The organism is Flavobacterium enshiense, from assembly GCF_022836875.1.
Lineage (GTDB): Bacteria > Bacteroidota > Bacteroidia > Flavobacteriales > Flavobacteriaceae > Flavobacterium > Flavobacterium enshiense_A.
In genome coordinates this window covers 1,314,722-1,335,111 of the sequence record NZ_CP090376.1, presented here as the reverse complement: position 1 = coordinate 1,335,111, position 20,390 = coordinate 1,314,722, and the positions used below count along the sequence as shown (strand labels likewise).

General features: G+C 36.2%; 20 protein-coding genes. 17 read left to right on the top strand and 3 right to left on the bottom strand.

Going from position 1 to position 20,390, the window contains the following annotated elements; all coding sequences use genetic code 11:
• The first annotated feature begins 286 nt into the window (after nucleotides 1-286).
• The 7 genes from LZF87_RS05955 (at nucleotide 287) to LZF87_RS05925 (ending at nucleotide 5,553) form a co-directional block, all read left to right on the top strand.
• Nucleotides 287-679 (top strand): DUF1801 domain-containing protein, encoded by a 393-nt coding sequence (locus LZF87_RS05955; protein ID WP_244342944.1) that lies wholly within the window; start codon nucleotides 287-289, stop codon nucleotides 677-679.
• A 17-nt stretch (nucleotides 680-696) separates the two neighbouring features.
• Nucleotides 697-1,155 (top strand): SRPBCC domain-containing protein, encoded by a 459-nt coding sequence (locus LZF87_RS05950; RefSeq protein ID WP_244342940.1) that lies wholly within the window; start codon nucleotides 697-699, stop codon nucleotides 1,153-1,155.
• 310 nt (nucleotides 1,156-1,465) lie between these two features.
• Nucleotides 1,466-1,888, top strand: coding sequence for a VOC family protein (locus tag LZF87_RS05945; protein WP_244343732.1), 423 nt, complete (start codon nucleotides 1,466-1,468; stop codon nucleotides 1,886-1,888).
• 149 nt (nucleotides 1,889-2,037) lie between these two features.
• The gene (locus LZF87_RS05940; protein WP_244342938.1) at nucleotides 2,038-2,595 is read left to right on the top strand and encodes a hypothetical protein; all 558 of its coding nucleotides are present in this window, start codon (nucleotides 2,038-2,040) and stop codon (nucleotides 2,593-2,595) included.
• 481 nt (nucleotides 2,596-3,076) lie between these two features.
• On the top strand, nucleotides 3,077-3,472 hold the full coding sequence (locus tag LZF87_RS05935; protein WP_244342936.1) for a hypothetical protein: 396 nt from the start codon (nucleotides 3,077-3,079) through the stop codon (nucleotides 3,470-3,472).
• 78 nt (nucleotides 3,473-3,550) lie between these two features.
• Nucleotides 3,551-4,138 carry a hypothetical protein gene (locus LZF87_RS05930; protein WP_244342934.1) on the top strand — a complete coding sequence of 196 codons (588 nt, stop codon included), beginning with the start codon at nucleotides 3,551-3,553 and terminating at the stop codon, nucleotides 4,136-4,138.
• A 104-nt stretch (nucleotides 4,139-4,242) separates the two neighbouring features.
• On the top strand, nucleotides 4,243-5,553 hold the full coding sequence (locus LZF87_RS05925) for a hypothetical protein (RefSeq protein WP_244342932.1): 1,311 nt from the start codon (nucleotides 4,243-4,245) through the stop codon (nucleotides 5,551-5,553).
• 203 nt (nucleotides 5,554-5,756) lie between these two features.
• Here the strand turns inward: LZF87_RS05925 and LZF87_RS05920 are convergent, their stop codons facing one another.
• Nucleotides 5,757-7,430 carry a T9SS type A sorting domain-containing protein gene (locus LZF87_RS05920; protein WP_244342930.1) on the bottom strand — a complete coding sequence of 558 codons (1,674 nt, stop codon included), beginning with the start codon at nucleotides 7,428-7,430 and terminating at the stop codon, nucleotides 5,757-5,759.
• A gap of 435 nt (nucleotides 7,431-7,865) precedes the next feature.
• Here LZF87_RS05920 and LZF87_RS05915 point away from each other — a divergent pair, with 435 nt between their 5' ends.
• The 9 genes from LZF87_RS05915 to LZF87_RS05875 all read left to right on the top strand — a co-directional run bounded on the left by LZF87_RS05915 (nucleotide 7,866) and on the right by LZF87_RS05875 (nucleotide 16,209).
• Nucleotides 7,866-8,396, top strand: a complete 531-nt coding sequence (locus LZF87_RS05915) for a dihydrofolate reductase family protein (protein WP_244342928.1) — start codon at nucleotides 7,866-7,868, stop codon at nucleotides 8,394-8,396.
• A 143-nt stretch (nucleotides 8,397-8,539) separates the two neighbouring features.
• A complete protein-coding gene (locus LZF87_RS05910; protein WP_244342927.1) occupies nucleotides 8,540-9,715 on the top strand; it encodes a ligand-binding sensor domain-containing protein in 1,176 nt (391 codons plus the stop codon).
• Between the two features lie 52 nt (nucleotides 9,716-9,767).
• Nucleotides 9,768-10,832: a ligand-binding sensor domain-containing protein gene (locus LZF87_RS05905; protein WP_244342926.1), complete on the top strand. Its 1,065-nt coding sequence runs from the start codon at nucleotides 9,768-9,770 to the stop codon at nucleotides 10,830-10,832.
• A 305-nt stretch (nucleotides 10,833-11,137) separates the two neighbouring features.
• The gene (locus LZF87_RS05900) at nucleotides 11,138-11,947 is read left to right on the top strand and encodes a mechanosensitive ion channel family protein (protein WP_244342925.1); all 810 of its coding nucleotides are present in this window, start codon (nucleotides 11,138-11,140) and stop codon (nucleotides 11,945-11,947) included.
• A 111-nt stretch (nucleotides 11,948-12,058) separates the two neighbouring features.
• The gene (locus LZF87_RS05895; protein ID WP_244342924.1) at nucleotides 12,059-12,460 is read left to right on the top strand and encodes an OsmC family protein; all 402 of its coding nucleotides are present in this window, start codon (nucleotides 12,059-12,061) and stop codon (nucleotides 12,458-12,460) included.
• 82 nt (nucleotides 12,461-12,542) lie between these two features.
• Nucleotides 12,543-12,986, top strand: a complete 444-nt coding sequence (locus tag LZF87_RS05890; RefSeq protein ID WP_244342923.1) for a VOC family protein — start codon at nucleotides 12,543-12,545, stop codon at nucleotides 12,984-12,986.
• A gap of 695 nt (nucleotides 12,987-13,681) precedes the next feature.
• Nucleotides 13,682-15,217, top strand: a complete 1,536-nt coding sequence (locus tag LZF87_RS05885; protein ID WP_244342922.1) for a serine hydrolase domain-containing protein — start codon at nucleotides 13,682-13,684, stop codon at nucleotides 15,215-15,217.
• A 129-nt stretch (nucleotides 15,218-15,346) separates the two neighbouring features.
• Complete coding sequence (locus tag LZF87_RS05880; RefSeq protein WP_244342905.1) at nucleotides 15,347-15,748, top strand: hypothetical protein; 402 nt, start codon at nucleotides 15,347-15,349, stop codon at nucleotides 15,746-15,748.
• 113 nt (nucleotides 15,749-15,861) lie between these two features.
• Nucleotides 15,862-16,209, top strand: a complete 348-nt coding sequence (locus LZF87_RS05875) for a DUF1801 domain-containing protein (RefSeq protein ID WP_244342898.1) — start codon at nucleotides 15,862-15,864, stop codon at nucleotides 16,207-16,209.
• Between the two features lie 312 nt (nucleotides 16,210-16,521).
• On the opposite strand, the gene LZF87_RS05870 is transcribed toward LZF87_RS05875, so the two are convergent.
• Both LZF87_RS05870 and LZF87_RS05865 read right to left on the bottom strand, forming a co-directional pair.
• The gene (locus LZF87_RS05870) at nucleotides 16,522-17,343 is read right to left on the bottom strand and encodes a DUF4249 domain-containing protein (RefSeq protein WP_244342885.1); all 822 of its coding nucleotides are present in this window, start codon (nucleotides 17,341-17,343) and stop codon (nucleotides 16,522-16,524) included.
• A gap of 25 nt (nucleotides 17,344-17,368) precedes the next feature.
• Nucleotides 17,369-19,753: a TonB-dependent receptor gene (locus LZF87_RS05865; protein ID WP_244342882.1), complete on the bottom strand. Its 2,385-nt coding sequence runs from the start codon at nucleotides 19,751-19,753 to the stop codon at nucleotides 17,369-17,371.
• Between the two features lie 384 nt (nucleotides 19,754-20,137).
• On the opposite strand from LZF87_RS05865, the gene LZF87_RS14775 reads away from it, so the two are divergent.
• Nucleotides 20,138-20,374 (top strand): LytTR family transcriptional regulator DNA-binding domain-containing protein, encoded by a 237-nt coding sequence (locus tag LZF87_RS14775; protein WP_413614298.1) that lies wholly within the window; start codon nucleotides 20,138-20,140, stop codon nucleotides 20,372-20,374.
• The last annotated feature ends 16 nt before the right edge of the window (nucleotides 20,375-20,390 follow it).

The following is a 20,390-nucleotide window of genomic DNA, read 5'->3' as shown; positions in this document are numbered from 1 at the left end:
GCTTTTAGAGGGCAATGAGTCCCCCGTTAGTGCGAGCATCCTGCTCGTGCCCACAAACAGACTTAATAAAAAAATACAACCGTAAAAGTTGTAGTTTTTTTTTGTTTTAGAGACACTTGCGAGTGATAATTAAAAGTTGACAAACTTTAATTACGGTTTGATGAGTTCTGTTTCAAATGATTATCTTAGTGCAAGATCAAATTTTCTTTTTGACAAAAAGATAGCGTTTGATTCCAGATGTATTCAAGTTATAGGCTATGTTAAAAGACAGTGACACAAAACAACTATGAACTCAGAAATTCAAGCATTTAACGACAAGCAAATAGTAGGTGACAAAGAAATTTGTGACTTGCTTGCCAATATCATTGACAGCGAACTAACCGAAGCTGAAAGCAAAATTTGGCACGCACATCCTGTCTGGTTCTTGGACGGCAACCCGATTGTTGGTTACAGCAAACAGAAAAAGGGAATTAGACTGATGTTTTGGAGCGGTGCTGACTTTGACGAAGTCGGACTTAATGTTAAAGGTGAGAAATTCAAAGACGCTTCAATTTTTTACAACAAACTATCTGATATCAACACTGACGACTTAAAAAGATGGCTGATTAAATCAAAGGAAATTCAATGGGATTATAAAAATATAGTGAAGAGAAAAGGAATACTCATAAAATTAAAATAACCAAACACTTTATATTTATGAAAAAACTTCAATTCAAAGTAAAAATTAATGCACCTGTAATTAAGGTTTATGATGTTATGCTTGGCATTAGCAATAAATCAAATTATGAACAGTGGACTGCCCTCTTTAACCCGACATCCACTTATGAAGGATTTTGGTACAAGGGCAACAAAATGCTCTTTATCGGGACAGATGAAAAAGGTGAAAAAGGAGGAATGGTTTCTGAAATAGCAGAAAACATTCCCAATAAATTTATATCCATCAAACACATCGGGATTTTAGTTGCAGGTAAAGAGATGACCGAAGGCCCTGAAGTTGAAAAATGGGCGGGAGGTTTTGAAAACTATACCTTCGAAGAAAACAATGGGACTACAACCATTACTGTTGAGTTAGACTCCACAGAAGACTTTTTAGATTATATGAACGAGACCTACCCAAAAGCGCTCGACAAGCTGAAAGAAATATGTGAACAATAGGACGGTTATGAAAATCCCCCGCTGGCGTGAGCGTCCTACTTCTGCCCACAAACAGAATAAATAAAAAACTACAACCCCAAAAAGTTGTAGTTTTTTTGTTTTAGAGACGCTTGCGAGCTATGGTTAAAAGTTGATAAACTTTAATTGCGCCTTGAGGATTTTTATGACAAATGATTATCTTAGTACAAGATCCAATTTTCTTTTTGATAAAAAGACAGCGTTTGATTGTACATATATGAGTTATGCTCAACTTTAAGAAAATCCGCTAAACCATAAATTTTAGACTATGACAAAACATAATTTGCTTCGAATGGACAATGTCGGAATTGTGGTAGAATCTCTCGACGAAACTATTTCTTTTTTCCTTGAACTCGGCCTGGAGCTGGAAGGAAGAGCAATGATTGAGGGCGAATGGGCTGGCCGTGTTACGGGACTTGGCAATCAATCCGTAGAAATTGCCATGATGGTTACACCAGACGGAAACAGTCGGCTGGAGTTATCGAGATTCATTAATCCGAAAGTAATAGAAGATCATCGCAATGCTCCGGTAAATGCCCTAGGCTATTTACGCGTTATGTTTGCGGTTGCCAACATAGACGATACGCTCGAAAGACTTTACAAACGCGGCGCACAACTTGTCGAAGAAGTAGTACAATACCAAGACGCTTACAGACTTTGTTACATTCGTGGACCTGAAGGGATTTTAATCGGACTTGCTGAACCACTTAAATAAAACTAAGCAGCGCATAACAGCGGTTTTAAGAAATCGGGCTTTAGACAGGAATTAAAAGCAATTTACATATACAACCTCAGCCCTAATGAAGTGGTTCAAAAAACTAAAACCTCAACTTCATGAGGCCTACGGAACATTACCTATTAATTATGAAAAAATACATCCTAATTCTATTATTAATTCCAATTTTAGCTTTTTCACAAAAAAAGAAATCTAATGATGAATTAATTGACAATGTAAAAACGAAAAAGCAGGCAGAAATAATTGAAAAGGAAATAATTGGAATTTGGCTTTATAAAAAATGGACAGATAAAACCGGAACGGAAATAACCAGCCGTGAAATTCAAATCGATACAATTGTTGCTATTGAAACTTTTGTTAGAGCAGATATAGAATTTAAAAACGATGGAACTTATAAATTTTTAAATTGCCCTTTTGATAATGGATGCCAGAATGGAAAATGGAAATATAACAGAACTGAAAAGAAAATAAATTTCATATTTGACAAACCAGTATATAATGTGCCTATAGACAAAATTGAACCAGAATTATTAGAACAACTAAAAAAAGAAGGAGTATTAATTGCTACAAAAGGTTTTGAATGGGAAATTGCAGAAATTAATCCAAATGAATTACAAATAATTGAACATTTACCCCATAATGAGTTTGAATTTGACTATGAATTGAGTCACTACATAAAAAAATAACTGCAAGTAACAACGGTTTTGACTCCGATAGCCCAGATTTGTACTCGAGCGTAACGACAGCCGAAGAAATCCTTGCCCACAAACAGAATAAATAAAAAACTACAACCGTAAAAAGTTGTAGTTTTTTATTTTAAGGACACTTGCAAGTGATGGTTAAATTCAGATTAGTTTTAATAATGATTTTTCTTTTAATGATATGCGGATGCAGCCACGGATTGCACCTGAGGCTTTAGCCTAACTGAAGAAGTAAATTCGCCCCACCTCCACTTATTGATACATTTACATATATCACATATAATAATCATGCAGTTATAAAAAATTTTAACAAAAATTTTAAATATTTATCATCTATTCCTATTTTAGTACAAAGAATAGATCTTACGTTTCGTTTCTAAAAAGACGGTTTTTTTTTATATAAGCGAGTTACCCGCTAATGTTGCCAAAATTGCATTGAGAGTCAAAAACTTAAAATCTAATATTCATGCATACTATCGAAATCGAGGAACCAGCAATTCTATTTAGAATAAACAAAGCCCTTAAATCTTCATTAACTGATTATGAACTTTATGAATATACACGCGGTCGTTGGAAACTAAATCCTATCCGAGCGAAAAAGGCAAAATATGGAATTGCTGTGTTCAAAGGCGTTGTCAAAGAAGTTTACGAAATTGAAGATTGGCATCATGCCGGATCTACAGAAAGTTTAAGAAATTTAGATACGCGTTCTGAATTGAACTCAAAAGAAAGCTTTGTAGGTCGCTTTGAATTCACAGGTAAATTAGCATCAAAATCGATTAGGGAAAAATACAATAACAAATCCGTTAAACATTATTTCAACCAAGGAAATTCCAACCCTATAAATTACGTAAATATTTAAGCAGCAACCGCTAACAGCGGTTTTTTTTATCAGCATAAACCAACTTCATCACAAATGTAAACTAACAAGATAAACAATATGAAGACAAAGATTCTCACATTATTGATTGTATCATTTACGATCGTTTCGTTTGCTCAAAGTCAAACATCAGAACACCTTACTTTTAAAGGAGTTCCTATTGATGGTACACTTGATGAGTATGCTTCTAAAATGAAACAAAACGGCTTTGCACATTTAGGAAAAGGAGACGGCACTGCTCTGTTAAATGGTGATTTTGCCGGTTACAAAGATTGTATTGTTGCTGTCTCTACATTAAAACAGAAAGATTTAGTTCATAAAATAGCAGTCATTTTTCCAAACAAAGAAACTTGGTCAACACTTTCAGGAAATTACTTTGACTTGAAACAGATGCTAACTGAAAAATATGGAAAACCTTCCGATGCTCTTGAAAAATTTGACGCTGATTCGCAACCAAGAGATAATGATTCCAAAATGAGTGAAGTTACTTTTGACAGATGTAAATACTATTCTATTTTTAAAACAGAAAAAGGCAATATTGAGTTAACAATAGAGCACGATGGCGCTGCTCTCTGCTATGTTCGATTAACATATTTTGACAAAATCAACAATGATATAATAAAAGAGAAAGCAAAAGGCGATTTATAATATACCCCCCGATAGCGCAGATTTCCTGCGTCAATTCTACTAAAGCCTTGGGTGTATTCCGTGCCCAAATGCAGAATAAATAAAAAAAATAAATAAAAAAAGAGATGAAAATATTCAAAATTATTTTAAACCTAATAAGATGGTTTATCGGAATGACATTTATTCTTGCCTCATTTGGCGGAATAATTTCAAAAGAATACACAGCAGCAATAATTTTTTTGCTTATTGGTCTTTTGTGTCTACCTCCAATTACAAATCTTCTTTTTAATAAAGATGCAGTAAGTCCGGGAGGCCTGCTAGGATTCTTACAGAGCTTGAATTTAGACAGTTCAGGAAAAATGATTAATTCTTTAAATTTTAATGATAAAGAAAATTTGATATCTATAATTAATCATCAAATTTCGACAAATAAAAAACCTGTAAATGACAAAAAAAAGTATAATATCGGAAAACAAGTCTATCAAAAAGCACTTCAAAACTCATTAACTGATTTACATATATCTGAGTATGAAAAACAGCATTTAGAAGACATTGTTTCAAATTTCAAATTAAACCCCTCAGATGTATCAAATATTAAAAAAACACTGAGTGAAAAAACAATCCAAAGTTTAATTCAAAAATCATACGACGATAAAGTTTTAACAGAAGAAGAAAAAAATGAAATTTTCATTCTTTCTGAATACTTAAATATCCCAAAAGACAAAGTAGAAAGCCTAAGATTGAAAATAGCCTCTTCTTTACTTAAAACAGCATTGAATGAAAAACTTTCTGATAAAAAACTTTCTCCAAAAGAAGAAACAGAATTAAACGGAATATTGAATGATTTACAAATTGACAACAGACAGATATCATCAATTATTCCTAAAAAAAGCTTAGATGAATTAGCTTTTGCTAAACTATTATGGAGCTTAGATAACGGAATTTTTTATTCTATCCCAAATGCTCCAATTACATTGAGAAAATCTGAAGAATGCTATTTAGGTTTTTCCTCAAAACTGATGGAAAGAAAAATAATCCACAAAGGATACTCACATACAAGTCAAGGTGTGTCTATTCCTATTATGAAAGGTGTTAGATACAGAGTTGGTTCAGGCCGCTCTGTACCAATAAAAGAAGAAGTAACCATCAAACATCCAGGGAATATTTTTCTAACCAATTTAAGAATTGTATTTTCTTCAGGTAGCAAAAGCTTTGAAATTCCATTTTCAAAATTACTTACGCTTAATGTATATAGTGATGGCATTGAGTTTATTCTAAACAACAAAAATTTCCTTTTGCAAATGAATAATAAGGAAGTTGAATTATTTGCAGTTGGAATGTCGAGTGCAATCAGAAACTTTGTTGATTCAGATAACGAAAATTTAATAAAGGCAATGAAAGAAATTGAAACCAACGAAAAGTTTATTACTTCATAAAATGTAACCTTAATGGGCTCAAGTCACACGACTTTAAGCAATAATATTTCCAACAATACTAATGCGAAATAAACAGAAAAGCTACAACTTAACGCTGTAGCTTTTTTGTTTGTGCTATTTTAAGACATATAAAGCAAACAAAGACCGTCAAAATTTAAACAAAAAAAATGAGGCCATTGATGCCTCATTTTTGGTTTAGAAATTTATTTCTTTATCGCTTTAGCGACTTTCACACTACCGTCTTTCATGGTCATGTTTAGAAAGTAAACACCAGCTGTTAAATCCCCTAAATAAACAGCATATTGTGGCTGTACGATTGTTTTTACCTTCTTCCCGGCAAGATCTGAAAGAACGATGGTTTCTACTTCAACTGCTCTATCAATACGAATCATATCTGTAAAAGGCGTTGGATAAACTCTTATCTCCTGTTGGTTTGTTACCTCAGTTGCAGATAAAGTAGTTGCCACAAGAGTAACAGTTATTTTCCAGGAATTGTTATCTACTTTGTTGTAATTAGTACCGCAACCAGTCCCTCCCCAGGTTCTCCACGCTCTAAGTTCGAAGCTAACATTACCCGTTAGACCATTGGCAATATTTAATCCAGTTCTGTTATACGAATAGGTTCCACTGTTACCAACTCCCGATGCCAATGCTGCTTCAGATGTACTGCTAGTAGTACACAATAAAAGACTTCTTTGCTCACTCATATAGCCACCACTTGCTGCCGTCATACTATAAGAAACATCGGTTGATGCAATTTGATAACCTGCCGGAACATTTATTGTTAATGTCGCCGGACATGAATTTGAACTTGCTGTGGTAGGCGCCGGGGACGCAAATTCAGTATTAATATCCGCTCCTGTATAAGTAGTGATAATTTGCCCGGTTGTAAACATTTTCATTTGCCAGAAACCAGGTTCGCCCCCACAATTAGATCTAACCCAAAGGTAATATGTTGCTCCCAGGTTTAATCCTGTAAGGGTAAGATTGGTTACCCCAGCAGCAATATTACCCATTGGTACAGTCGCAGCCGTTGGTGGTGTTGGGGAACTATTGTAGTAATATTGATAACCGGATGATGGCGCACTGGATGGCGCAGTCCAGTTAAAAATTCCTCCATCATTAGTTGATGTATAAGTTATGTTAGTAGGCCCTGGACAACTGGTATATGCATCAGCTGAAAAAGCAAAGATATTAGGAATTCCTCCAGTCCCTGATTTTGTAACAGTGATACTTTGTATAGGTTTTGATTGATTGGCACTACTTATGGCTAACGGAATTTGATAAAGTCTAGGATTGGTCCCACCTCCGGCTTCTAAAACATCATTAGTAATATTAACTCTTCCGATGCCTTGTATTGCATAATTACTTCCACCATACCAATCTGCAATACTGGTATTTGTAAATGTTTGATTTGTAGCATCCGCAAAGTTAACAGTTACATTTACCGTACAGGCACCACTTCCTCCCGTAGCCAACATATATAAATTGACTGCCGCTAAAGGATTGGTAAAGATTAAGGTTCCAGAGTCACCCGTATTTTGGAGTCGCAAAGCGTTGTCTCCACTATACGAAGCGAGTTGGTAGCGTAACCCGCCCGGAGAACTTACAGCACTAGTAATAAGTCCGTTTGTTGGAAGTCCATACGTTAACGGGGTGCTTGCTGCGGTTAATTGAAAGTCTCTGGAAATAAAGGCAAAACTCACTCCATCAACATCACTATTCGTGGACGCTGAAGATGATCCGACACCATTGGCAATCACATCGGCATTAAAACCACTTTGAATTGGGATTGTTTGAAGGTTTTGTCCCATCGTTTTTTGTGAAACCAATACAGACAATGCAATAAAAGAAGTAAATAGTAAAGTTTTTTTCATAAAATGTTACAATTTAAATTAATAGCTGTGGCTAATTTACTATTTTGAACTTATCACAAATTTTTTTTACTTCCCACTTTTGCAATTTCACAAAATAATTGATTTTTGTTGCAAATGCAAAATTGAGTTTGTTAATAAGCAGGTATGCTTTTTTTAAACCACTGTAGCACTAAACACACCTAGACAACAACGTTATAGCTTTAGTGATTTAGATTTTTATAGTTATCATCCATTTAATAGTAGGTGATTTTTTAATGACTACAAAAAAGAAGGTTTTGTACAAGCCTTCTTTTTCACCTTTTTCTTTCAAAAATTCAGTAAATTTATAACATCAGCCGCAAAAGTCTTTGCCTTCAAAAAACTGACGGATCGTTAACAGCAGCTGACAAAAGACTAAGGACAACTTAATGCAGAAAGAAAATGAGAAAACTTATAATGTGGAACATAATGACCCTTGACGGGTATTTCGAAGGAAACCAAAATTGGGATTTATCTTTTCATAATGTTATTTGGGGAGAAGAACTTGAGAAATTAAGCATTGAACAATTGAATGCCGCTGACTACCTCGTATTTGGACGTGTAACTTATGAAGGTATGGCGGAATATTGGACAAAGGCAGAAGGAGAAATTGCTGAACTAATGAATAGAATACCAAAACTTGTATTCTCTAAGACATTGAAATCTGCCGATTGGAACAACACAACACTTATAAGTGAAAATGCGGCTGCCGAAATCAGGAAACTTAAAGAACAAGATGGTAGAGATATGTATGTTTTCGGCAGTGCAAACCTTTCGGAGACATTGATCAATGATAATCTTTTTGATGAGTATCGTATAGGAATTTCTCCGGTTATTTTAGGTAGCGGACGGCCACTTTTCAGACAAGGAATTGCTACTAAGAATTTATCTCTCGTGTCAACACAGCAACTTTTGACGGGCGGTGTGGTTTTGACATATTCAAAATAATGAAGATTGACAAAAACAATGATCGAAAGACAAGAAAGCTGAAAACATAACTCGGGTTCTGCGTCATGCCTATACAATCTATAAACCTGAAACTTTATAGCTTTTTACGAACATTTTTTTTTTAGCACCTAAAACTGATAAAAATGACAAAATATTATTTTCGCAATCCAATTTACATTTTGCTTTTAGTGGGGTTATTTATAAATCCCTGCTATGGTCAAGTAGACAAAAACTCTCCGAAGCAGGCGACTGATGTACCTCAACCAGGCCCTGAAATAATAGGAACGCCGCCACCTAAAGTTCTCAATTCTCATCCCGTTTGGGATCCTACTCTTGTAAGCCAGTATATCAGAGCTATTTTTCAGGATTCAAAAGGGAATTACTGGTTCGGTCCGGCTGGTCAAAGCGTAGCCAGATATGATGAAAAAACTTTAAGATACTACAGCAAACTTGAGTTTTTTCATGGTAACAGCAATAATGTAGAGAATGATTATGGCAATAGTGTACACGCTATTACTGAAGACAAGAATGGTAATATATGGTTTGGAACAGACTATGGAGCTATTAAATATGATGGAAAAACTTTTAGAAGTTATACAGAGAAGGATGGGCTGAGCAATATCAGGGTCGGCCGCAAAAGTATTCTGGTAGACAAAGCCGGTACTGTTTGGGTAGGCACTGTGGGTGGTGTTTTTCGATATGACCCGGCTGCCGACAGCACAGGCGGCAAATGCTTTTCGCTGTTTCATTTACTTCCTCCTGTAAATGTTAAAGACATAATGGAGGACAAAACCGGAAACATTTGGTTTGCTTCACAAGACAATGGGATTTTTCGGTATGATCCTTCGGCTTCGCTCAGGACAGGAGGAAAAGTGATCAAAAATATTACCGAGAAAGAAGGGTTGGGTGATAACTATGCAGGTGGCATGGCACAAGATAAAGCAGGGAACTATTGGTTTACCATGAAGGGTGGTATTTGCCGGTATGACCCTTCGGCTTCGCTCAGGCCGGGCGGAAAAACCTTTACTGAGTTCACAACCAAAGACGGATTAGGCGGAAGTGAAGTTTGGGGTATACACATGGAAAAATCGGGTATCATTTGGATTTCAGCCAGAGGCAGTATGACGAGATTCGACCCTTCTGTCGCCATTTCAGATTCAAAAGCATTTACCGTGTTTACAGAAAAAGACGGGATCAATTGTTGTGTCCAAAGTATGTACCAGGACAAGTTTGGAAATATGTGGTGGGGTGCCGGAGCCGGACTCTATCGCTTTGACGGCTACCGTTTTTATCAGGTTAAACAGAAAGGACCTTGGTAGTATCAACAATTTTAGGCGACAGCATTGAATTGAAAAACAAATATTCTGAATAATGAAAAAATGTTTCCCGAAAACCAACGCTTTTACCTATCTGATAATATTAATTATTGGCATTTCCTGCAACGGACAAGTTAAAAAAGACATACCAACAGAAAAGCCAAGTGATTCAAAAATACTATCCGACGGACAACCAAAACTTATAAAAACCCAAGGCTCACATAAAAGCAACAACGTTTGTTGCAGCCTGCAGGACAAAGCAGGCAACCTTTGGTTCGGCACATCAGGCGAAGGCGTTTATAAATATGACGGAAAATCGTTTAGCCAATTTACAGCAACAAATGGACTTAACAGTAATCATGTTTACTGTATTCTGGAAGATAAAAATGGTAAAATCTGGATAGGTACGGAAGCCGGAGTTTGTATTTACGATGGTAAGGCATTTGCTGAAATCCAAATCACTTTACGGAAAGACCTTCCCCCAAACAAGTATCCCAACACGCATGATGTATTCAGCATAATGCAGGACAAAAGCGGAAAACTATGGTTCGCAACAATTGATGGTGTTTATAGTTACGATGGCAAAACCTTTACATCTTTTATAGTTGGTAATGGCGGAGGTGGTTTTATGAGCAGCAACAATAACGTAGAATACATTTTAGAAGACAAAGCAGGCAACATTTGGTTTGGCGGGCGGGTTAACGATGGTGTGTTTCGTTACGACGGAAAATCTTTAACCAACCTTAAACTTAACAAACAAAAAGATTCCGGTTGGGCCTGGCCTGTTTTGCAAGACAAAAAAGGAAATATTTGGTTCAGCAATTGGAACGGGGCCTTCAGCTATGATGGCAAATCATTTACAAAAAATGAAGGCGTATCTACCGGTCCGATTACCCGAATTATAGAAGACAAAAAGGGTAATCTTTGGTTTGGAGGCGGTGACCGTGGCATTTGCCGTTACGACGGAAAGTCATTCACTTGTTTTACAACAAAAGACGGACTGATCAATAACGATATTTGGTCAATTTTGGAAGATAAAGCCGGAAATCTTTGGATAGGTTCAAGGGACACCGGTTTATGCCGTTACGATGGAAAAACCTTTACCCGTTTTTCGGAATAAACACAAGCAGGTAACGAAAGGAAGCAGTAAATCCGTACTATCGGATCGAAGCCACCTCCTACTTTCGATTACTTTTTAAAAACCACAGATTTAGTGATTGTACATATCTAACTTTATTCTTATATTTGATAGTGAGTTAGTTACATAAAAAACTGACAAAAGTCCCCATCTATATTTAAAGCCCTATTTTCAAAAGAATTAATAAGCTCGCACAGGGATTGCGCGAGGTCAAAGTTTTTTTGCATATACATATTTCATAATTTGTTTACAAAACACATTAAATAAACCGCAATAAATAACACAATATGGATAATCTGGATAATTACTCGTCAAAATTCATGGATTGGCTCACAACCTTCGGTCCAAAACTTATCGGTGCTTTATTAGTCTTTATCATAGGGCTTTATTTAATCAACATGGTGTCACGACTGCTTTCTAAAGGACTAATTAAACGTGGACTTGATGTATCCTTACAATCTTTTCTGGGAAGCGTAGTTAGTGTTGGGTTGAAAATACTGTTGCTTATTTCCGTTGCCGGCATGTTAGGCATTCAAACCACTTCTTTTGTTGCTGTGATTGGTGCCTTAGGTTTAGCTGTAGGTTTGGCTTTGCAGGGATCATTGGCCAATTTTGCAGGCGGCGTTTTAATATTGGTTTTTAAACCTTTTAAAGTCGGAGATGTAATTGAATCCGGCGGTCAAACAGGACGTGTTCAGGAAATCCAGATTTTCAACACTATTTTACTTACGCCTGAAAACAAAACAGTAATACTTGCTAACGGCGGCGTATCAAATAATACAATAGTTAATTATACCCGACACGGGAATCTGCGTGTGGATATTACAATGGCGGTAGCTCCGGACAGTGATATTGAAAAAGCGCGCAGTATTGCTATGCAGGCAATTGAAGCAAACAGATTTGTTTTAAAGGAGCCTGCTCCATCAGTAAATGTAATTAAAGTGGGTGATGGGATGATTACATTTGCAATTCGTCCTTATGCAGCATCTGACGACTACTGGGATGCATTTTTTACAGTACAGGAAGGTGTGAGAAATGCCTGGAATAAAAATGATGTTTCAGGACCAATTCCAACAAGGGTTATTATAAATAAATAACTGTTTGAATTGGAATTTAACCTCACACTACATGTGGTTAAAGTCCTTATTTTTTTTGCATACATAATTTCATAGCCAGCAGTAATGTACCACAATCGCCTAAAATAGCTTATGAAAATTTCTGCCTCAATAAAAAGTTCTCTTCAAATCCACGAAGTGAACGTTGAAACTGAAAACAATAAAAAAAGTATTTCGATTGCTCCAAAAATTGAAGGTTATGGTTCGTCAATTAATGGAGGTGAATTACTTTTCTTATCTCTGGCTACTTGCTTTTGCAATGATTTATATAGAGAGGCAACAAAGAAAAATATAAAAATTGATTCCTTAGAAATTATTGTTTCAGGAGAATTCGGAGGCGAAGGCGAGGCAGCAAAAAATATTACTTATAAAGTCCAAGTTCATGCAAAAGAACATTCGGACGCCCAAATTTGTGAGCTAATTGAGAAAGTTGACAAGATTGCAGAAATTCACAATACTTTACGGCAAGGCATAAATGTTAAATTAATAATCTAACATATTACTGTTAGCAACGATTTTACCAACATACAATAAAAAAGAACTAGCATTAAATTTTAAAACTTATAAACACTATAAAATGGCACAAATTAATCCTCATATTAACTTCAACGGAAACGCCGAAGAAGCATTTAATTTTTACAAATCCGTTTTTGGTGGCGAATTCGCCACGATTGTCCGTTTCAAAGATTTACCAAGCGACCCAGACAATACGTGGGCTGAAAGTGAAGCAAATAAAATAATGCACATTGCTCTGCCTATAGGCAAAAGCAATATGTTAATGGCAAATGATGTCCCGCAAAGTATGGGGCGGGTAAACGAAAACGAAAACAGAAGTAAAATTTCAATCAGCGCAGAAAGTAAAGAGGAAGCAGACAAATTATTTAATGGACTTTCAGCAGGCGGACAAATTGAATTCCCAATTGAAGACAGCCCCTGGGGTTCCTATTTTGGCATGTTTAGAGACAAATACGGTATTGAATGGATGGTAAACTTTGACCCGAGACTAACGGATAAAGAATAAACAGAGATATCGAAAACTGAATGGAAAAAGCAATAAATTCAAATAAAAATAAAAGTGGAAACATTTAGATTTATTACTATCATATCAATTATTACAACTATTTCGGTTACAGTTCTCTGTCTTATTGGTATTGCAATATATTTCTCTTTTCATCATAAAAACACGGAACGATTAATGAAAATTTTTAGACTTGCCACCTCTGTATCCATGATACTAATCATTACAATAGCTGCACTTAGCGTTATTGGCATTACAATTACAGGCCTTTATCCGGGGATTATTGTGTTATCATTAGTAACGCTGATTCCAATCGCCTCTAAGTTTTACGAGAAAAAAATTATTATCAAGTCCATTGCTTTTCAGAGAAAATATTACATAATGCTCACAATTATTAATTTACTATCAATCCTGCTTGTATTATTCATGACATTTGTAATTGTTCATGACCGTATTTTTCAAGACTGCTGTTAATTATTACAAAGTGACACAATGGTAATTCTGAATCCCAAACGACTTCCCGGCTATTCAAATTCGGGAAACTTTGCGGAGCAGGTTTTCAAGTATCCTGATAGCTATCGGGACTGTAAGCCTTTTTTGTATATTTGATATAGAAGTAAAACAAACTGAAGCCCTTTCCTTCTTATAACAGGCGGAACTTTAAGCATAGTTTATTTAAACCCTTAATCTAAAAAAAAATGAACCATACATTTTTAAAGATTGTAATGACAGTATTACTTCTTCATAGCTGCATTGGCAACGGAATCCATGCGCAGATTAAGGATGACACAGTTAAAAAAATTGAAGCCACCTACCCTGTTATTGACAAAATGTTTAGCGACTATGCCAAACAAAATCATTTTCCCGGATTGGTGTACGGACTGGTAGTAAACGGAAAGTTAATCCATACCGGGAATTTCGGTTATTTAAACACTTCACAAAAAAATACAGCAAATAGTAAATCAGAATTCAGGATTGCTTCAATGACAAAGAGTTTTACAGCTATGGCAATTGTAAAACTTAGGGATGAAGGCAAACTTAAGCTCGATGATCCGATATCCCTATATATTCCCGAAATGGCAGCGCAAAAGTATCTGACTACAGATGCCTCCCCCATAACTATTCGTCATTTACTGACTCACGCGGCGGGGTTTCCGGAAGACAATCCTTGGGGAGACCGCCAAATGGCTAAAACAGATGAAGAATTTATTGCTATGATTAAAAAAGGAATTTCTTTTTCAAATGACCCGGGATTAAAATATGAATACAGCAATATGGGTTATGCCATGCTGGGCTATATCATTAAAAAGGTTTCCGGATTGTCTTATCAAACCTATATCACTAAAAACATTTTGGAACCTCTCGGTATGATGCATACTTATTTTGAGTACAGCAAAGTACCTCCAAATGAACTCGCGCATGGATACCGTTGGCTCAATGACCAATGGGTAGAACAACCCATGTTGCATGATGGCACTTATGGAGCTATGGGCGGTATGATTACTTCCATTGAAGATTTCGGCAAATATACTGCATTGCATCTTTCTGCCTGGCCTCCGCGAAATGATACAGACAATGGCCCCATAAAAAGAAGCTCTATCCGTGAAATGCAGTTTCCTTCAAACATGGGTTCTTTTGATCCTCAAAACACTTATCCTTATGATCGTATATGCCCTACGGTAGGAGCCTATTGTTATGGTTTGGGCTGGAGAAAATATTGCAACAACAACGTATATGTCGGACATAGTGGCGGATTGCCGGGTTTTGGAAGCAATTGGAAAATAATGCCTGACTACGGAATAGGGATTATCTCTTTCAGCAATCTTACTTATGCCAATATGAATCTGATAAACTTAAAAGTTTTAGACACAGTTATATCCCTTGCAAAACTGAAACCACATCAATTACCCGTATCGGCTATATTAAATCAGAGAAAAAATGAATTAATCAGTTTATTGCCTGAATGGAAGAATCCAGAGGCAAAGCATATTTTTGCGGAGAACTTTTTTATGGATTATTTCCCAGATTCTTTAAGAAAAGAAGCAACTACCCTGTTTAATAAAGCCGGTAAAATAATTAAAACGGGAGAACTTATTCCTGAAAACAATCTGAGAGGATCATTCATTTTGGAAGGGGAAAATATTGATATAGAAATAAGTTTTACGCTAACACCTGAGAATCCGCCATTGATTCAGGAATATAATATTAAAGAAATAAAGAAAAGCAAAAAATAGATTAATCCCCGACAGCAAGGATTTGCAATTGAGTACAGCGATTGCTGAAGGAATACGTACCCGCCCACTAACACGAGTTTGGGATTATATGAACAAAACAACAGTTACTAACATTTAATTTATATGCTCATGAATAAATTTCTAATAAAAAATCAACGGTTAATTATTCTCATAAGCAGTCTGCTGACCCTGGCTTATTCCATCTTTTCCATCTATGGACGTGTACGCGTTACCATCCTCTCTCCTGCAGAAGACAGAGTTTGGGAAATGGTAACTATTATAGCGGATTTACCTATGTTGATACCCGCTTTTCTGGGGCTGTTTTATTTTGCAAAAAGGAATAATACAAAAGTATTAATTCCTATTGTTTACACCCTATTGCTATTTGCTATGCTTTTTACTTTCATTTTGCAGTTTACGCAAGATAATGCTTTGGGATTTGCCTTGCCAATGTTTTTCATTGTTATGCCAATTTGTATTTATGCAACTATTGCATTAATTGGCCAAATTTTCAAGAGCAAGAGCGCATAAAGTTTTAAATTAGCCATCATTTTGATAATTAATACATGAAAATGAAAACTCAAATAGGAGAACAAAATGTACAAGCTTGGATTGATGGAGTAAAACCCGAGCATAGTTCAATCGTGTCACGTATTGACAAACTCATAAGAGAAGTAATACCCGAAATTAGATCTACTACAAAATGGCATAAACCTTCCCAACCGCTTGGTGTGCCTTTTTACGGACTGCCAGATAAAGGTTGGATGATTGCTCTTTGGTCGTTCAAGGACAGCGTAGGGATTGGATTTATAGCCGGAACACTTCTGCACCCCGAACCTCCGGTGGCAAAAATGGCGGGACCATGGAACAGAGCGATAGAATACAAGGCTCGTAGAATTGATATTCATGACGACACAGAGTTCGATGAGAAACTGATACGTTCATGGTTGAAACAAGCCCTAGAATTACCTGGATGGAGTAAAATAGATTAATGGCAGCATAACTCCGCAAAACCTCCTGACTTTGGGCAGATGAGGGTGACTGAGTTTAGGGAAGAAATTAGCCATCAGACAGCTTTATTTTTTGACGATTATCTGAAAAACCAAAAGAAATGGCCATCACTTGATCTTCATGGTGGATAAGCTACTGCACACAACATTGCATTGACTTATATGTGGGGCTTCGGAAGTTACAGTTTGGAAGCCCCATATTTTTTTAGATAAAGTCTTGACCCCGATGGTCTCAGTTGTGAAGCTATTAAACCGTAACTTCACGAAGATAAAAGCATCGAACGAAATTATAAATTATTGTATCGTATAATCCCTGCTATCAACCTCAGACAGTCGGAAAAATCCTAAAGCATAGTTTTTAACATTGGTTTGATTGACAATATTACCTTTAACCGCAGTTGGAGTGGCTTGAAACGGATTACCATCATTTCCTGTTGCTAATAAGATTTTATTGAAATACTCATAAAACCGTTTCGAAACACCATACAGTTTTATGTTTACCAAATCACCTTGCTCAAGGTCTTCATTAAAATAAAATTCTACTATTTGGTTACCCTGATAAAATTCATCGGATTCAAGGGAATATTCCGGGAAAGCCACATGAACCGTTTTTATACCGGTCATATAATAATTCTCCTGAGCGCCATTATCCTGATATGAAAAGCGGATTTCCGTTTGATCTCCTCCAAAACCTCCCGCATCATTTTGGGTAATTGTGCTTTCAATTACCGGCACCTCAATTAAGGTTTCTGTTGCCGTGTAAGTTTCACCGTTTAAAACAACCGTTAACAGATAAGTTTCACCTATAACAGGCACAAAATCGGTACAAATGTATTCACCAACACCACCTGTTTCAAAAAAATTAAAAACCGTATTGGCTGAATTGGTTATAAAAACCGTTGCCCCGGAAACCGTAGGAAATTCAGAACTATAATATCCTGTTGTTGTAGACAATTTAATTTTCTGTTCGTTTCCCGGCGTGTTTTTAATCCAATCAATAGAGGCATCAATTACCAATTTCGGTGAAGCCGTATCTAAATCTACATCAATCACTTCTGTACAGGCTGTCAAAAACAGACCGAGCGCAAGGACTAAAATTCTGCTGAATATTTTCATTACTTCTATTTTTTTAATGCTGTTTTTAGAATTTAAAATTGTAGGTTACACTCGGAACAATTCCGAATATAGATGTCCTTTTGGCTTCACTTATACCGGTTTCCGTATTTTGTCCGAAAGAATATGCTGCGGCATTACTTCTGTTATAGATATTATAAATACTGAAAACCCATTCACTTTGCCACCCTTTTTTCTTTTCGGGTTTCGGTTTGTATGTTGCCGATACATCAAGATGGTGATAAGCCGACAACGAGTTCTCGTTCCTTAAACCATAACTTGCAACAGTTACCCCATAATACTGGTATTTTCCGTTAGGAAACGTTGCCGCCTTACCGGTCTGAAAAGTAAAAATCCCGCCGAAACTCCATTTATCGGTTAATTCATAAGAAGTCGTAACAGACAAATTGTGGAGTTTATCATAATTCGCACGGTACCATTCTCCTCCATTAATTCCAGTCTCATCCGGTGTTCTTCCCGGCGTCCTCTGCTCGGCTTTGGAAAGCGTGTAGGAAACCCAGCCGTTAAGCTTTCCAGTATTTTTCCTGAACATCATTTCCAATCCGTAGGAACGCGCTTCACCATTCAACAATACTTCCTCAATGGCATCGTTTGCGATTAATTGGGCTCCATCGATATAATCGGCTTTATTTTTTATCTTTTTATAAAAGGTTTCAACTTCCAACGAATAGGCTCCTTCTTTTATGTTCTGAAAATACCCCAATGCCACCTGATCTAAAATTTCTGGCTTTAAATATTGATCACTCGGGGCCCAAATATCAAGCGGAGAAACCGAAGCTGTATTAGAAATTAGGTGGATGTATTGGCTCATGCGGTTATAACTCGCCTTAAAGGATTGATTGTTGTTCAACGAGTAAGCCACCGCCAGACGTGGTTCGAGATGATCAAACCCAATAATTTTCTCGTTTTTACCATATTTTATGGTTCCTGTTGGTGTTGCGCTTTCGTAAATCCCCAATTCCGAATTGAACACAACGGGCTGATTATTGGCATAAGTGTTTATTTCCTGTTCGCCCATTCTTTGAAAATTGCTGTATCGGAGCCCATAATTCACTGACAGTTTGTTGGACAGCTTTTGTTCGGCACTGATGTATATCGCGTTTTCAAATCCGTATTTCTTTGGAATCTGGTCTGGAATAATAGTAGCCGATTCATTAAAAGCGCCGATAGTTCCGGGATTGAATTTGTAGTAAATCGAATTTATCCCATAATTTAAAGACAACTTGTCGGATACATAATGTTTGAAATCGTATTTGAAACTGTAATTTTTAATATCCGATTCCCAATTGATCCCAACAATTTTCAGCTTTAACCCATAAGTATAATCACTGTAGATTACCGAAGCGTTAGAAAATATTTTACCCGAAAACACATGATTCCATCTTACGTTGAAGAGCGAATTCCCATAAGTATTTATAATATCATCGTTAATATTAAAATTATCGTTGCCAAAATATCCGGAAACAAAAACATTATTCTTATCGTTGAACTTATAATTCAGCTTTGCATTGATATCGTAGAAATAAGCCGAATTAGACTCGTTGGCCATTTTCAGAAAAAGATGGGCATAAGAAGCTCTCCCGGCCACCACAAACGAGCTTTTTTCTTTGAAAATCGGACCTTCGGCTAATAAACGGCTTGATATTGCACCTATACCACCGTTCATATGAAATTCTTTATTATTTCCTTCCTTTTGATAAATGTCAAGTACAGAGGAAACTCTTCCTCCATAATTTGCAGGTATTCCTCCTTTGTATAATTTCAGGTCTTTAATTACATCTGAATTAAAAACGGAGAAAAAACCAAACAAATGCGAGGTATTGTAAACCGTAGCTTCATCCAGCAATACCAGATTCCCATCAACGGAACCTCCTCGAACATTAAAGCCCGTAGCTCCTTCCTGCGCGTTAGTAACGCCGGGCAGTTGTAAGACCGATTTTAAAACATCGACTTCTCCCATCACAGCAGGCATTTTTTTAATGGTTGCAATAGAAAGTTTGTTGGTACTCATTTCAGGTTTTCGGATGTTCACCTTGGTCTTATTGGATTGGATTACAACCTCATCGAGCGATTTGCTGCTTTCATTCATCACGAAATTTCTTTTTGTGTTTTGTACTAAAGAAATTTTTTCTTCCACACTGTCAAATCCCACATAACTGATCACAAGCGTATATTCTCCTTTTGGCAACGTTATAGAGTAGAAACCGTAGGAATTGGTCGCAACCGAAATATTTGCTTCGGGAATAGTAATGTTTACACCAATCAGCGTTTCGTTATTTGATTTGTTGGCTACTGTTCCGCTAAGAGTATACTTTTCGTTTGTTTCCTGTGCATATGCACTAAATACAAATGCAAAAAAGAACAGTAAGCAACCCTCGATTTTGTTTTTCATTTTAAAAAATTTAAATTAAAAAATCACATTTTCAGATAAACTATACTTTCCCTGAATAGCATTAATCTGAATTATACTAAACGGATTGTTTTTATATCAAAAGGGAATTTACAACTACTAAAAATACAGGCTGCAAAACTCGGAAATATTCAGAAATTTTTTATCTTTTTTTTCATATAAAAAGAACATGCTTTTGTATAAAATTTGAATTTTGCCCCTGTTTTATGCTTTCCTTTTGTTTGATATAGATTCACGGCTATGAAAAGAGATTTACCCGAACAGTTTATTAATGAAAATTGGGCAATTCAATTTCTAACTTCTGCCAAACTGAGGTTGTACAGGCTTTTGTTTATGATTGCTTTTTAAGGCCTAAAGGATTATGTAGTGATACACACCGAAAATCAAAAAGTGATTACAGCCATGAATATTAAAACCATCCAGGATCAGCTGCCCAAGGCTATATTTGTAAGAGTAAGCAAGTCTTACATTATTAATACAAAGCAAATAGAATCTGTGGATAACAATACGGTATACATTGGCAAAAACGAAATTCCCATCGGAAATATTTACAGGGATTACTTTTTTAATGAATTTGTCACTAAAAAAATTGTGAAGCGCTAGTTTCCTGCTATTAAAT